Origin of the sequence: Enterococcus moraviensis ATCC BAA-383 (genome assembly GCF_000407445.1) — a bacterium.
Lineage (GTDB): Bacteria > Bacillota > Bacilli > Lactobacillales > Enterococcaceae > Enterococcus_L > Enterococcus_L moraviensis.
On the sequence record NZ_ASWB01000003.1, the window covers coordinates 540,857 to 556,069 of the forward strand.

Sequence of the window (15,213 nt, forward strand, 5' to 3'; positions counted from 1 at the left end):
TAGGACTGACAGTACACAAGGAACTCTTTTTCTTAAAACCCCGTTTGTGAAACTAGATAATAAAATAAGCATCTTTTAAACGAAATACTTCCGTTTAAAAGACGCTTATGCGTGGTTCCACTTTTTTTCACAGGTTTCCCTGCCTCAAAACAGATAACGGTTGTTGGCCGTTTTCAGCTACCTATCGCCGAAACTATTCAAAGATGCATTTCAAAAAGTGCTGACAACTGTTTTCACCATCCACAGTCTCTCTAAAGACACACACTTTTTTACTTCTTCTTCTCTACATATTTCTATTATAAAACGTTATTTAAATGATCTAAGGCTTTTTCTTTTCCTAAAAGTTCAATTGTATCGCCTAATTCTGGGCCATGCATTTGTCCTGAGACAGCTACACGGATCGGCATAAATAGATTTTTACCTTTCACGCCTGTTTCTTTTTGGACTGCTTTGATCCCAGCTTTGATACTTGGTACATCAACAACATCCATTGCTTCTAATTGTGCTTTGAAAGCAGCTAGAACTTCTGGAACTGTTTCTCCAGCTAAAACTTCTTTGGCTGCATCATCTAAAACTGGGTGTTCATTGAAAAACAACTCAGATACATTGACGATTTCAGCAGCATAACTCATTTGTGGTTGGTATAAGCTAACTACTTTTTTCAACCATTCTAATTTTTCACTACTTGGTTGTGCTTCGACTTTGCCTTCTGCTACTAAATATGGAAGACACATATCTGTTAAAACATCTAAATCTAATTGTTTCATGTATTGGTTATTGACCCATTCAAGTTTTTTCCCATCAAATGCTGCTGGTGATTTGCTTAAACGTTCTGGATCAAAGATTTTGATCAGCTCTTCTTGAGAGAAAATTTCTTCTTCCCCTACTGGAGACCAGCCTAATAGAGCCGTAAAGTTGAACATCGCTTCTGGTAAATAGCCAAGTTCACGATATTGTTCGATAAATTGTAAAATTGATTCATCACGTTTACTTAATTTTTTCCCTGTTTCAGAGTTGATAATCAATGTCATATGACCAAATTCTGGTGCTTTCCAACCGAACGCTTCATAGACCATCAATTGTTTTGGTGTATTCGCAATGTGATCATCTCCACGTAAAACATGGGTGATTTTCATCATGTGGTCGTCCACTGCTACTGCAAAGTTATATGTCGGCATACCGTCACGTTTTTGAATAACGAAGTCGCCACCGATATTATCTGATTCAAAAACGATTTCGCCTTTGACCATATCTTCAAATGTGTAAGATGTATTTCTTGGTACACGGAAACGAATAACTGGTTTCAGTCCTTGTGCTTCTTTTTCCGCTTGTTCAGAAGGTGTTAAGTTCGCACATTTACCTGAATAATGTGGCATTTCGCTGCGGGCACGTTGTGCTTCTCTTTCAGCTTCTAATTCTTCTTCAGTACAATAACATTTATAAGCACGATTGCTCACCAACAGTTGATCGATCAAAGGTTGATAAATTTCGCCACGTTCTGATTGACGATAAGGACCGTACTCACCTGGTTTTTCAGGAGATTCATCCCAATCCATCCCTAGCCAAGCTAAGTTTTCTAGTTGGCTTTTTTCGCCATCTTCGATGTTTCTCTTTTGATCGGTATCTTCAATACGAATAATAAAGTCACCATCGTTGTGGCGGGCAAATAAATAATTGAATAAAGCAGTTCTTGCATTTCCGATGTGCAAGTGTCCAGTTGGACTTGGTGCGTAACGTACACGTACTTTTGTCATTGTGCATTCCTCTTTCTATTTATCAAGTAAAGCGACCGCGATCGCTCCCATTCCTTCTTCTTGACCAATAAAGCCCATTTTTTCCATCGTTGTGGCTTTTAAATTGATTTGATTTAGCTCAATCTGACACGCTTTAGCGATGTTTTCTTTCATTTGTTCTAAATAAGGCTTCATTTTTGGTTGTTCTGCTAAAATTGTACAATCAATATTGCCAATAGTAAAGCCGTCAGCCAAAATTTTTTGATTCGCTTCGTGTAATAATCTCATTGAGTCTGCATCTTTAAACTTAGGATCTGTATCTGGAAACATATGTCCGATATCTCCAAAGCCTGCAGCGCCTAAGATTGCATCTGTAATTGCATGTAATAGCACATCAGCATCTGAGTGTCCTAGTAAGCCTCTATCAAACGGAAGTTCCACGCCACCGATAATCAACTTACGCCCCTCTACTAATTGATGAACATCAAATCCTTGTCCAATTCGTATCATTTTTTTCACCTAGCTTCTTTTTCGTTTCACAATTGCTTCCCCAATCAACATATCTTCTGGTGTAGTCAACTTAATATTCTCATAACTTCCCAAGACCATCGAAACTGCTAAATGGCTATATTTTTCAATAAGTGAAGCATCATCTGTACCTAAGTATCCCTCTTGTTGTGCACATTTGTGAACAGCAAGTAAATCCTTAGCATAAAAAGCTTGGGGTGTTTGAATTTGCCATAATGTTTCACGTGGAACTGTTTCTTGCACAATCCCATCTATTACCCGCTTAATGGTATCTTTAACTGGAACACCTAAGATAGCAGCCCTTGTTTCTTGCACTTTTCGATGAAGTGATTTTAATTGAGCTAAATTGACAAAAGGTCTAGCACCATCATGAACCATTACAATATTCTCTAAATTCATGAGTACATTCAATCCATTATAAACACTGTATTGACGCTCAGAACCACCAGAAACGATCGTTATGTGGCATTTCTTTTTCTTGGTTTCTTTTTTAACCAGCGCAGCTAATAACTCTTGTTCATCCTCTTGTGCGACTAGAACAATGTGTTTGCATGCTGGATCACTTAAAAAGGTATTTAATGAATAAGAAATAACTGGCTTACCTATTAAATGCAATAAAATCTTATTCCGACTAGCAGCCATTCTCTTCCCTTGTCCTGCAGCCAACAGTATCACTTCATAGTCCAGTGCTTTATTTCTATTTTCAGCTTTTCTCATTGACTCTATGTTCTTCTTTACTGTCGTCAATTCCGCGACCTGAGTGAGCTGGTTTAGCAAAAATCATTCGACCTGCTGCAGTCTGTAAGGCACTAGTAACAACTACTTGAATATGCTCGTTCATATAATGCTGGCCATCTTCGACCACAACCATCGTGCCATCATCTAAATAAGCGACACCTTGTTGACGTTCTGTTCCCGCTTTTACAACCATCACATTCATTGTTTCACCAGGAATCACCACAGGTTTTACAGCATTGGCTAACGCATTGATATTCAAAACAGGCACGTTTTGAAATTCAGAAACTTTGTTTAAGTTATAGTCGTTTGTTACAACTACTCCGTCCAAGAGTTTGGCTAGCTTGATCAACTTGCTGTCGACTTCTGAAATATCTTCAAAGTCTCCTTCATACATTTCTACTGAAATACCTTCTTCTTTTTGAAGAGCATTTAAAATATCTAAACCACGACGGCCACGAACACGTTTTAAACTATCACCAGAATCGGCAATATATTGTAATTCATACAACACAAAATTAGGAATTAAAATAACGCCTTCTAAAAATCCTGTTTTCGCAATATCGTAAATTCTACCATCGATAATGACACTTGTGTCCAAAATTTTATATTTATGGAAATGATCTTCCACTTTGCGATCTAATACTTCACCTTCACCATCAGACTGAACTTTCTTTTGCTTAGGGGTAAAAATTTTACGCCATTCATCAATGCGAGTTGTTCCCATACGAAAGCCAAGATAACCAAAAATGATCATCACTAAAATCGGCAGTACGCTATTTACAAACGGGATATTCAAGTTGTACATTGGAATTGAAATGATCACACCAATGACCAATCCTAAAATTGCACCAACACTTCCGAATAATAGATAGGTCAAACTCATTTCATTTAATGCTGCTTCTACTTTTTTCACGCCTGAAACAATATACTTCGCTAACCCTAACGATAAAATAAAGAAAATAAGTGCACCAATCAAACTGTTAGTAAAGTTATTGTTTAGCCATGTGTTATCTGCCTGTTTCGCCATATCCCAAGCCATCGGTAACAATGAGATACCTAAACTTGCGCCAGCGACGACCATCAGCAGTGTGATGACACGTTTTTGCATAGATTCATCCTCCAATATCATACTTATTTAAAGATTGAAAGCAGAAACCGTACCTGTTGTCGCGATCTCCAACTTCCATCCTATTTGAATACTTTTCTTAGTGTTTCTCCAATTGTAGCTACGCCAACAATCTCGATTCCTTCTGGAGGCGTCCAACCACCCAAATTGTTTTTTGGCAAATAAATCTTAGTAAAACCTAGTTTCTGTGCTTCTTTCACGCGCTGTTCAATACTATTCACACGGCGAATTTCACCTGTTAAACCTATTTCACCAATAAAACATTCTGTCGGCTTAGTGCCGTTTTCTTTATAGCTAGAAGCAATACTCACTGCTACCGCTAAATCGATAGCCGGTTCGTTGATTTTTACACCACCAGCGGCTTTTAAATACGCATCTTGATTTTGCAGTAATAATCCAGCACGCTTCTCTAAAACAGCCATGATCAAAGAAACTCGATTAAAATCTAGCCCTGTGGTCGTTCGCTTCGCATTCCCAAACATCGTGGGTGTTATTAACGCCTGAACTTCAACTAAAATCGGACGTGTTCCTTCCATTGCGACAACGATTGCGGAGCCAGTTGCATCTGCTAACCGCTCTTCCAAAAACACTTGAGACGGATTAGCCACTTCTTCTAGTCCATGCTCTCGCATTTCAAAGATTCCGATTTCATTGGTCGAACCAAAACGGTTTTTTACGGCTCTTAAAATTCGGAATGTATGGTGTTTATCTCCTTCAAAATATAAAACGGTATCCACCATATGCTCAAGCATACGCGGTCCTGCGATCGATCCTTCTTTGGTCACATGACCTACAATGAAAATCGCAATCCCATTGGTTTTAGCAATCTTCAACAATTCAGCCGTTGTTTCTCGTACCTGACTAACACTACCTGCAACACTGGTTACATCAGGTTGCGTCATCGTTTGAATAGAGTCAATGATCACATAATCAGGTTCTAGTTTTTCGATTGCACGCGAAATCTCGTTCATATCTGTTTCAGCGTAAAGATAAAATTCTGTATCGATCGAACTTAATCGTTCGGCGCGCATTTTGATCTGTTCCGCACTTTCTTCGCCAGAAACATATAGCACCTTACCACCAATTTCCGCAAGTTGTTGCGACACTTGTAAAAGAAGTGTCGACTTACCGATCCCTGGATCTCCGCCAATCAAAACAAGCGATCCTGGAACAACGCCACCGCCTAACACACGGTTTAGTTCGACCAACTTCGTTTTAACTCTTGGCTCTTTCTTGGGAACTATTTCAGCTAAACGTTGTGGTTGTGTCTTTTTCCCTGTTAAACTAACTCTAGCACGACGATCCGTCGTATCCTGAATGATTTCTTCTGTCATTGTGTTCCACTGTCCACAGTTTGGACAGCGACCTAAATATTTAGGGGAGATATACCCGCACGTTTGACACTCAAATTGAACTTTTGCTTTTTTCGCCATATGCTATCTCCTCGTTTTGATGTATTCTTTATTTTACCATAGTTTAGGTCTCTTCGACTAAGACTTCCCACTGTATAATACGCAGTTTTTCAGTGAATTCATCTTAGTTTTTGCCAGAAGAGCCAAAACCGCCTGTACGTTCGTTTTCTACGTCATCAATATCTGCCAAAAGAAATGGTTTGAAGATCCCTTGTCCGATTCGTTCCCCTTTTTCAATGACCATCTCTTCATAGCCAAAATTTAAAAATTGGAACATAATATGACCTTCATTCCCTTCGTTATTATAATAATCACGATCAATCACGCCCACACCATTCGCTAACATTAAAAAGCGTTTTAAAGGGTTTGATGAACGACTCACTAATTCTAAATATTCATTTTCAGCCATGTATGCTTTGATTCCTGTTTTAACTAAAACTGGTTTTGGCGCTACACCTTGTGCCTGTAATTGCCAAATACTTGGTACAACAACTGTTTCTGCTGCTTCAAAGTCATAACCTGCAGCACCTTTTGTCGCACGTTGCGGTATTGCAATACCTTGGTCTGCATAATCCGTAATAATTTCAAATCCTCGTTGTTTCATCAAAAATCTCCTCTACTTGTAAACTATTTCTATTTTAACATACTCCGCTGATTCCCAGCTTACTTTTACAGTATCTTTAATTTTCTCTTGTGTTTTTTTAATGTTTGCACATTAATTGGGCTCATTTTATTCATATTTCTTCGTTTTTTCACTTTTTATTACCTCATAAAGAATAAAAGAGAACAAAAGGATCAATCCAACAATGCTAATGATATGAACATTCTCAACTAGTTGAAGAGCAAGCGGATTGTGGGTACGATGAGCAGTGATTTGCAAAACTGTTTGAACTGGTAATTGTGCTTGTTTAGCTAATAACCATAAAACGCTCATTAATAACAATTGATGGGTCAAACTACCTTTAGTTTGTGTACTATACTTCGCAATGATCCGTTGATCTTGTGGTAATTTCTCCTCGTAATAATAGTGTTGATTCAAAAAATTACCTGTTGCACTGATGAAGCAGCTTAATAGAAAAATGCCGATTGGAAAAAGTGGTCGAAATAATAGTAAAATCAACGAAAGAATAAAGCCACTTATATGAATGATTTTGGGGTCCACTTTAGCAAACAGGCGATACGAAAATTTAATAACAAGTGCTGATAACACGATTCCTAAAATATATGGAACATATAGATTAGCTGTAAGGCGATCGATTCCCAAGCGTAGTGATACGTAAAAAGTACCAAAAAGCAGTAAAAAATTCATACACATACCATTAGCAAACGTTAGTAAATTCAACCATAAAGGAAGCTTCCAAGTTTTTCTTTGTCGACTCAAGTACCAACCTGCTATTAAAAACAACACAGAAAACCCAATCAGTCCAACATCCAAAAGATGGGGATCAAATAACAAACGAGCCGAGCGGATAAATAACAACAAAACAAAGTAAAATAGAAATAAAAAGAACTCTTTTACTGATATTACGTGTTGGTCAACTTCATTGAAATCAATTTCATAATCAGGATAATGGGTCACCGTATGATACGCAGCAATGTAGAGTAACGTATATTCCCCTAAAATTAAAGGAAGTCTCCATTCGTTCGTCATCAGTAACGTAGCGACGATTCCTGCAAAAATCAAAATGATAAAGAAATACTTTCTACCTGTCAAAGCAGAATAACCTTGACGTTTTTCATGGTAATTCACAGTGGTATTGGCTGCTGGTAGCCAGGATGCACTGAGTCCCAACAAAACGGCTGAAAAAAGATATGCCGGAAAATAAAATTGCCCAAACATGCCGATCAAACACCCGGCACCACCAATTAGAATAGAAATGATCAGCACATTAAAACTGGTCAAAGCTAACTTAAAACTTTTTAACAAAAAGATGCCCGTCATACGAAAGGTATAAAAAAGCACAAAAGGTAAAATTCTTTCCATCGTCGTGCCATCACTTAAACTCAGAAATAAAAAATAAGGGATAAAAATTATTGTATTTGATAAGATAAACGGCGCAACTTGTAGGCAGTTGCGCGCTAATTCTTTTAGTTTAGACATTATTTAATCTCCTTTGAATCGGTTTGTCATGTAGGTAGTCTATCACGTTAGACCCAAAAGTGGAATCAATCACCAACAGAAAAAACGTCTATAACATAAACTATGCAATAGACGTCTGTTTTTATTTAAATTCTTACCTAACGCTTCTCATTATTTTACTACAATGCTTCATTTACTAATTCTGTTTGATTCTTCTCAAAAACTTTAAAGAACGGGTAATAAACAAAAATGCTTAAAACAACTAGAAAAATGTAAAATAGAATATTACGCCAATCCATCGTCGCTAAATAGGCTTGGGCAAAGAATGGTGTGAAAGACGGATCTACAATGAAACCTAAGGAGATCAGCCCAATTTTTTGAGCAAAATAGGTTAAAAATAGGGAAATGACTGGCATGATCAAAAATGGAATCCCTAAAATCGGATTAAACACGATCGGCAATCCGAAAATAACTGGTTCGTTAATTGAACAAATACCTGGAACAAAAGACAATTTGCCAATCGTGCGGTATTGTGGCACTTTACTAAACATCATCAAAATCACTAAACCTAGTGTATTTCCAGCCCCACCTAAAACAGAAATACGAAACATTTGCAAGTTCATCAAATGCGTCATTGCTTCTCCATTGGCAGCTTGCTCTGCATTCAGTCCTGTTTGCGCAACGCCTAAGGTAAAAACGATTGGAAAAATAATGGAGGACCCATTGATTCCAAACAACCAAAGCACATTTCCCAACGTTACGATCAATAGTAAACCACCTAAACTCCCAGCTACGTTAACAGCTGGTGTCAACACAGACATTACCGCATCAGGAAATGTTTGATCAATCATGCCTAGAAAAATTAAATTCAACCCATAAAATAGGATAATATTTGTCACTAAAGGAATCAATGTATTGATAAACGTCACAACCATTGGCGGTACTGTATCCGGTAGCGATATTTTAATGTTTTTCACTTCAAAGAAACGGCTAACTTCTACAACTAACAGGCCTAAAATAATTGCCACAAACAACCCATTTGTCCCTAAATAAGTCAGAGAAATTGTGCCCTCTTTAACTGGCGTACACACTAGCAGATACGTTACCATACTCACCATACCATTCATAGCTGCATTCAGTTTGTACTCGTTGGATAGTGAATAGGCAATTCCAAAAACACTGATCAACCCAATAATGCCCATCGTTAAATTATAAGGTGCTGTAATCATATCATAATTAGCAACAGCAAATTCTTTCCAATTAGCTAAAAACTTCATAAAAATCCCAGCATGTGAAGGATCATAGTGCTCCATATTGATAGGTGGATTTGCAAAAATCAAGAAAAATGAACCAATCACAATAAACGGTAGACCAAACATCATCCCAGTCGAAACTGCTTTAAGGTGTCGCTGATTTCCAACCTTATTTGCAAAGGGACTTAAAATGTCATTCAATCGATTTACAACAGACTCTTTTGCGCTATCTGATTTATTCATTAGATTTCCTCCTTAGACTTGCCAAGAATTGAATTCAAAAGCCGATTCAACAACTTCATCAGGGTCATAGTGATCAATGATTTTTGCGTATTCTTCTTTATAGTTATTTGTGACTTCAGCCTGAGGAATAACAACACTTGCTTCATTTAGAAAATGCTTTGAATCCCGGCCCATTTCTTTCCCTCGTGTCGTGTGCTTGTCTAATGCGATATCTGGAATTTCAGGTACGTAGCCCATCGCAAAACTTTTGATCACGATATTTTTCAATAAATCGGAGGACCGATCTTTTTCAGATTGGCATAAATAACGAATCGCATGGAAAAAGAACATCGCACGATCTGATTCATTGTATTGAAATTCTTTACGCATTTGATTCAAGTTATTGACCATGATTGCAGCATTTTCGTTCCCCATACCAATATCTTCTACCGAAATCGCTAGTAGTCTGCGCCATAATTTTTCTTCAAACTGGGGAGATGTGATGTACATTTCATAAGCAAAATCACATGCCGCCCGTTCATTTCCACGACGAATCGATTTTTGCAGTGCTGACACCACTTCATCGCCATTCAAGTTATTTCTAGTTTTGATTCTTGCCCACGGATCATTGATATATTCTTGTTCTGTCATGTTATAATACTCCTAACTAAAATGATTTTAAGGGTGATTCTAGTGAATATCGATAGTCTTGCAGAAAAATACCAATTGAATAAAACGGAAAGTCAAATTCTAAAATATATGACCGACCATCGCCAGGAATTAAAAAATTTAGGTATTCGAGAAATTGCGAAACAAAGCTTTGTTTCAACCGCTACGATCATTAATATGGCTAAGAAGATGAACTTTACTGGGTATAGTGAACTTGTTTTTTATATTAGTGAGTTCAATCTTAACCAAGAACGTCTTGAAAAACATGATGTGATTAAGGCGTATGGGGAAGATTTCTTAACACTTTTAAGAAAATATCAAGATAAAAACATCATGATCTTAGGATCTGGTTTTTCGCAAAATTTAGCAAATTACTTTTCTGAATACTTCAATCTCTACGGTTTCAGAGCTACGTCAAACAGTCACTTAGAATTTTTAAGAGAAAGCCATAAAGAGGATGTGCTACTGATTTTCATCAGCAATTCCGGTAATACTGGTAGGATGTTTGAACTAGCAGAAATTGCTCAAGCAAATGAGTTGGAAAGTATTTGCTTTGTCGGTAGTGACCAATCAGCTATTAGCAGACTTTCTACACTTTCTATCAGTACAAATACGTACTCCCAAAGCTCCCATCAAGATTTTTATCCTCAGTTATTCTTTGGAACAGTTCTAATTCAATTTGAATTGCTCATGAGTTATACACTTCAAAATTTACGGTAGAAGAACGATTCGGCCGATGTTTCTTCATCCGTATTATAGTGGAAAAAAATCTGTATAAGAAGCGCTTTCAGCTAGATATAAACATGTTTACAGATTTGTAAACATGTTTATTTTGTGTTCGAAATGAAAAACTCTGTGAAAAAAAATACGAAACTTACTTTTTAATCTTTTTTTAATGTAAGCTTTCTGTTATAATGGTTTTCACATTTACTATAATATAATGGTAAGTGAATGATCATATCGAAGGAGAGATAGATGTATGAAAACTGTTTACAATTTTTCAGCTGGTCCCGCCGTTTTACCTAAAAGTGTATTGGAAAAAGCACAATCCGAATTGGTGAATTACGAAAACAGCGGTATGTCCGTGATGGAGTTGAGTCATCGTTCCTCCCTTTTTGAATCGATCATTGAAAATGCCGAAACATTACTCAGAGAATTAATGACTATTCCCGATAACTATAAAGTACTCTTTTTACAAGGAGGAGCCAGCATGCAGTTTACTATGGTTCCCTTGAATTTAGCGCAACATAAAAAAGCGTTGTATGTCAATACTGGTTCTTGGGCAAAAAAAGCGATCAGTGAAGCGAAAAAACTTGGTAATGTCGATGTTGAAGTGATTGCCTCAAGCGAAGATAAAAATTTTACTTATATTCCTGACATCCGCAAAGAAGACATTCCTCAAGATGCTGCTTATGTCCATATCACGACCAATAATACAATTGAAGGCACAACAATCTATGATTTACCTGATACAGGAGTCGTTCCAATCGTGGCTGATATGTCTTCAAATATTTTGTCGATCGACTATAATGTTGCTGACTTTGGGTTGATTTATGCTGGGGCACAAAAAAATATCGGTCCAGCTGGACTAACTGTTGTGATCGTTCGTGATGATTTGATCGGCCAAGCAGATGTTCTTAGCGCCATGTTAGATTATGACATCCATGCAAAAAATGGTTCAATGTACAACACCCCGCCAACATACAGCATTTACATGGCAAAACTTGTCTTTGAATGGATCAAAGAACAAGGTGGCGTGAGTCAAATGGAAAAACAAAACAAAGAAAAAGCAGCCATTTTATATGATGAAATCGATTCATCTGCTCTATTTTCGTCACCAGTCAATCCAAAAGATCGTTCGATCAACAACATTCCTTTTATCACAGGAAACGAAGATTTGGATAAAAAATTCAATCAAGAAGCTTTAGCAACAGGCTTTGAAAACTTAAAAGGACACCGCTCTGTAGGTGGTATGCGCGCAAGTTTATACAATGCCTTTCCAAAAGCTGGTGTCGTTGCCTTAGTTGAGTTGATGAAACAATTTGAAGCAGAAAATGGAGGAACAAAATAGATGTATGATATTAAAACATTCAATGCAATTGCACCCGTTGGTTTAGCACGTTTTAACGAAGAAAATTTCACCATCAACAAAACTGAAACACCTGCTGGTATCATCTTACGTAGTGAAAAACTTCATGACTATGCATTTCCTACTTCCGTTTTGGCTGTTGCTCGTGCTGGTGCGGGAACCAATAATGTGCCTGTTAAGCAATGTACCGAAAATGGCATCGTCGTTTTTAATACACCTGGGGCCAACGCGAACGCGGTAAAAGAATTAGTGATTGCCTGCCTACTTTTATCTGTCCGTCCGATTTTAAAAGGTTCTAATTGGGTCCAAACGTTGACTGGAACAGATACCGAAGAACAAGCTGAAGCACAGAAAAAACAATTTGCAGGTACTGAATTAGAAGGTAAAAAACTTGGTGTGATCGGACTTGGCGCAATCGGTGCAATGGTTGCTAATGATGCTTACCGTTTAGGTATGGAAGTCACTGGCTTTGATCCATTTGTTTCTGTTGATACCGCTTGGAGTATCTCACGTCGGGTCAAACGGGCGCAAAGTATGGAAGAAGTTCTAAAGACCTGTGATTTTATTACCGTACACGTTCCTTTATCTGAAAATACGCACCATCTGATTGGCAAAGAACAATTAGCACAAATGAAAGAAAATGCCGTTTTACTCAACTTTGCCCGTGGTGAATTAGTCGAAACACAAGCTGTGATTGACGCTCTTGCGAATGGAGAAATCAGTAATTTTGTTACTGATTTTGCGGACGAACGATTATTACACAACGAAAAAGTTTTGGTTTTACCTCACTTAGGTGCTTCTACAGAAGAAGCAGAAATCAACTGTGCAAAAATGGCAGCACGAACACTGAAAAAATTCCTAGAAACAGGTAATATCAAACGCTCTGTCAACTTTCCAACTGTAGAGATGGCCTTTAATTCACCTTTCCGTTTCACTATCGTGCATAGAAATGTGCCAAATATGTTAGGACAAATCTCTACCGGGATCGCAAACTTGGAAATCAATATCGACACAATGATCAACCGTAGTCGTGATGATTATGCCTACACAATTGTTGATATTGCAGAAACGGACGAAGAAAAAATCAATGCTGCAGCTGAGAAAATTCAAGCAGCCGAAAATATTATTCGTGTAAGAACAATCAAAAATACTGAGGCGGTGAGTTATTAATGGTTCTAATCCATCCATTTAAAAGTATTCGACCAGCAGCTGAATTCAGTGAAAAAATCGCTACATTGCCTTATGATGTTTTAAATTCTGTAGAAGCACGCGAACTAGGTGAGCAGAATCTTTATTCTTACTTACACATTGATAAGGCCGAAATCGATTTACCTGAAACACTTTCGCCTTATGATGATCAAGTTTATGAGAAAGCCGCAAGTAATCTACAAGAATTCTTACAAAAGCAATGGTTGATTCAAGATGATCAACCGCTTTTATACCTTTATGAATTAACAATGAACGGTCGCGCTCAGACAGGACTTGTGACTTGCACGTCGATTTCCGACTATACAGAAGGTAAAATCAAAAAACACGAATTTACCCGCCCAGAAAAAGAAGTCGATCGCATTCGCCACATTGAAGCTTGCGATGCAAATACGAGCCCGATTTTTCTAACCTATCGTCGAAATGAGCAAATCCAAACAATGATGGATGACTGGAAAAAAACGCATGATCCAGCTTATGATTTCACCAGTTTCCACGATGTCACACACCGCGTTTGGTTGATAAATAAACCCGAAGTGATCGAGCAACTGGTTGTAACTTTTGCTCAAGATGTGCCAGCGTTATATATCGCGGATGGTCATCACCGCACTGAATCAGCTGTAAAAGTCGGTCAAAAGAAAAAAGCAGCTCACTCTGACAGCACAGATACCGCTGAATTCAACTACTTTTTATCGGTTATTTTCCCTAAAGAAGAATTGGAAATCTTAGATTATAATCGTGTCGTAAAAGGACCAATCGAAGCAGATTTCTTCAGTCGTTTAGAAAAGAATTTTACTGTTATCAAAACGAAAGACGGTAAACCTACTCTGCCGAAAACATTCGGGATGTATTTAGATGGGCAATGGTATACACTGACCGCCAAAGACAAGATTTTATCGGACGACCCTGTTGCGGGTCTGGATGTTTCTTTACTTCAAAACCATGTATTTGCTAATATTTTTGATATTCAAGATATCCGTACAGACAAACGAATCGACTTTGTTGGTGGCATTCGTGGAATGAAGGAATTAGAACAGTTAGTGGATAGTGGGCAATGGGCTGTCGCATTTGCTGTTTACCCAACAACAATGGATGATTTGTTGAACGTCGCAGACGCTGGCAAAATCATGCCGCCAAAATCAACTTGGTTTGAGCCTAAATTATTGAGTGGATTATTTGTTCATGATTTAGAGACAAATTAAGCAGAAAGCTGTAAAATAGAAGAATAAAAACTGAAGCTTGGACAAAAGCACAATTTTTTGTCCAAGCTTTCTTTTAAATAAACAAAAACGGCTTAGGTAGAAGCGCATCCTCCCACCTAAGCCTCTAAATAAGCGAGGTCAACCATGCGAAAACAATTAAAAGAAGCAAAACGAATCGTCATCAAAGTAGGAACAAGTACCTTGATTTATCCGAATGGAAATATCAATTTAAGTGCCATCGATCAATTGGCTTTCACTTTATCTGACTTGCGCAACCAAGGCAAAGAAATTATTCTAGTTTCTTCTGGTGCGATCGGTGTTGGTTTAAATAAATTAAACATGGATAAACGACCTCCTACGATACCAGAACAACAAGCTGTAGCAGCAGTCGGACAAGCAGAGTTGATGAATATCTACAATCAACGTTTTTTGACGTATAGCCAACAAATTGCTCAATTACTATTAACGAGAGACGTGATTGAATACCCTGAAAGCCGTAAAAATGTGACAAATACAATGGAACAACTGCTACAGATGGGGATTATTCCAGTTATTAATGAAAATGATACCGTCGCGATCGACGAATTGGACCATCTAACAAAATTTGGCGACAACGATCAGTTATCTGCAATCGTAGCCCAATTGATTCAAGCAGATGCGTTGATCATGTTATCAGATATCGATGGCTTTTTCTCTGATAATCCAAATACAAACAAAAAAGCAACACTGTTCTCAGAAATCAATGAAATCAATGATGAACTTTTACAACTGGCAGGAGGCAAAGGCAGTCGCTTTGGTACTGGCGGCATGTATAGCAAATTAAAAGCGGCAGAGCGCATTTTAGAACATGACGGTGCTATGATTTTAGCAAATGGCAAACAACCTAAGATTATTTTTGACATTTTAAACGGTGAAATGATCGGTACATTATTTATTTAAACTGGAGGGAAAGCCA

14 protein-coding genes and 1 other annotated feature are annotated in these 15,213 nt (G+C 37.7%); of the genes, 5 read left to right on the plus strand and 9 right to left on the minus strand.

All coding sequences use genetic code 11. The features are described from left to right. Nucleotides 1-94: 94 nt before the first annotated feature. Nucleotides 95-295: a binding site (T-box leader), on the minus strand. Between the two features lies 1 nt (nt 296). From gltX to I586_RS12680, 9 genes are all read right to left on the minus strand, one after another. After that, nucleotides 297-1,754 (minus strand): glutamate--tRNA ligase, encoded by a 1,458-nt coding sequence (gltX, locus tag I586_RS12640; RefSeq protein WP_010766533.1) that lies wholly within the window; start codon nt 1,752-1,754, stop codon nt 297-299. Between the two features lie 15 nt (nt 1,755-1,769). Further along, nucleotides 1,770-2,243: a 2-C-methyl-D-erythritol 2,4-cyclodiphosphate synthase gene (gene ispF / locus I586_RS12645; RefSeq protein ID WP_010766534.1), complete on the minus strand. Its 474-nt coding sequence runs from the start codon at nt 2,241-2,243 to the stop codon at nt 1,770-1,772. Between the two features lie 9 nt (nt 2,244-2,252). Next, nucleotides 2,253-2,978 (minus strand): 2-C-methyl-D-erythritol 4-phosphate cytidylyltransferase, encoded by a 726-nt coding sequence (ispD, locus tag I586_RS12650; RefSeq protein WP_010766535.1) that lies wholly within the window; start codon nt 2,976-2,978, stop codon nt 2,253-2,255. Continuing rightward, a complete protein-coding gene (locus I586_RS12655) occupies nt 2,965-4,107 on the minus strand; it encodes a PIN/TRAM domain-containing protein (RefSeq protein WP_010766536.1) in 1,143 nt (380 codons plus the stop codon). Before I586_RS12655 ends, ispD begins: the two co-directional genes overlap by 14 nt. An 80-nt stretch (nt 4,108-4,187) precedes the next feature. After that, entirely contained in the window at nt 4,188-5,558 is a 1,371-nt protein-coding gene (radA, locus tag I586_RS12660) for a DNA repair protein RadA (protein WP_010766537.1), read from the minus strand. 103 nt (nt 5,559-5,661) lie between these two features. Further along, a complete protein-coding gene (locus tag I586_RS12665) occupies nt 5,662-6,141 on the minus strand; it encodes a dCTP deaminase/dUTPase family protein (RefSeq protein ID WP_010766538.1) in 480 nt (159 codons plus the stop codon). 126 nt (nt 6,142-6,267) lie between these two features. Continuing rightward, on the minus strand, nt 6,268-7,638 hold the full coding sequence (locus I586_RS12670; protein WP_010766539.1) for a hypothetical protein: 1,371 nt from the start codon (nt 7,636-7,638) through the stop codon (nt 6,268-6,270). A 158-nt stretch (nt 7,639-7,796) separates the two neighbouring features. Beyond that, complete coding sequence (locus I586_RS12675; protein WP_010766540.1) at nt 7,797-9,113, minus strand: PTS sugar transporter subunit IIC; 1,317 nt, start codon at nt 9,111-9,113, stop codon at nt 7,797-7,799. A 12-nt stretch (nt 9,114-9,125) separates the two neighbouring features. Beyond that, nucleotides 9,126-9,743 carry an AAA family ATPase gene (locus I586_RS12680; RefSeq protein WP_010766541.1) on the minus strand — a complete coding sequence of 206 codons (618 nt, stop codon included), beginning with the start codon at nt 9,741-9,743 and terminating at the stop codon, nt 9,126-9,128. A 42-nt stretch (nt 9,744-9,785) separates the two neighbouring features. Here I586_RS12680 and I586_RS12685 point away from each other — a divergent pair, with 42 nt between their 5' ends. The 5 genes from I586_RS12685 (at nt 9,786) to proB (ending at nt 15,197) form a co-directional block, all read left to right on the plus strand. After that, nucleotides 9,786-10,481: a MurR/RpiR family transcriptional regulator gene (locus tag I586_RS12685; RefSeq protein ID WP_010766542.1), complete on the plus strand. Its 696-nt coding sequence runs from the start codon at nt 9,786-9,788 to the stop codon at nt 10,479-10,481. 259 nt (nt 10,482-10,740) lie between these two features. Next, complete coding sequence (gene serC / locus I586_RS12690) at nt 10,741-11,832, plus strand: 3-phosphoserine/phosphohydroxythreonine transaminase (protein ID WP_010766543.1); 1,092 nt, start codon at nt 10,741-10,743, stop codon at nt 11,830-11,832. Next, on the plus strand, nt 11,833-13,020 hold the full coding sequence (locus I586_RS12695) for a phosphoglycerate dehydrogenase (protein WP_010766544.1): 1,188 nt from the start codon (nt 11,833-11,835) through the stop codon (nt 13,018-13,020). After that, entirely contained in the window at nt 13,020-14,258 is a 1,239-nt protein-coding gene (locus tag I586_RS12700; protein ID WP_010766545.1) for a DUF1015 domain-containing protein, read from the plus strand. The genes I586_RS12695 and I586_RS12700 overlap by 1 nt, the downstream gene beginning before the upstream one ends. 144 nt (nt 14,259-14,402) lie before the next feature. Then, nucleotides 14,403-15,197: a glutamate 5-kinase gene (gene proB / locus I586_RS12705; protein ID WP_010766546.1), complete on the plus strand. Its 795-nt coding sequence runs from the start codon at nt 14,403-14,405 to the stop codon at nt 15,195-15,197. Nucleotides 15,198-15,213 lie beyond the last annotated feature (16 nt).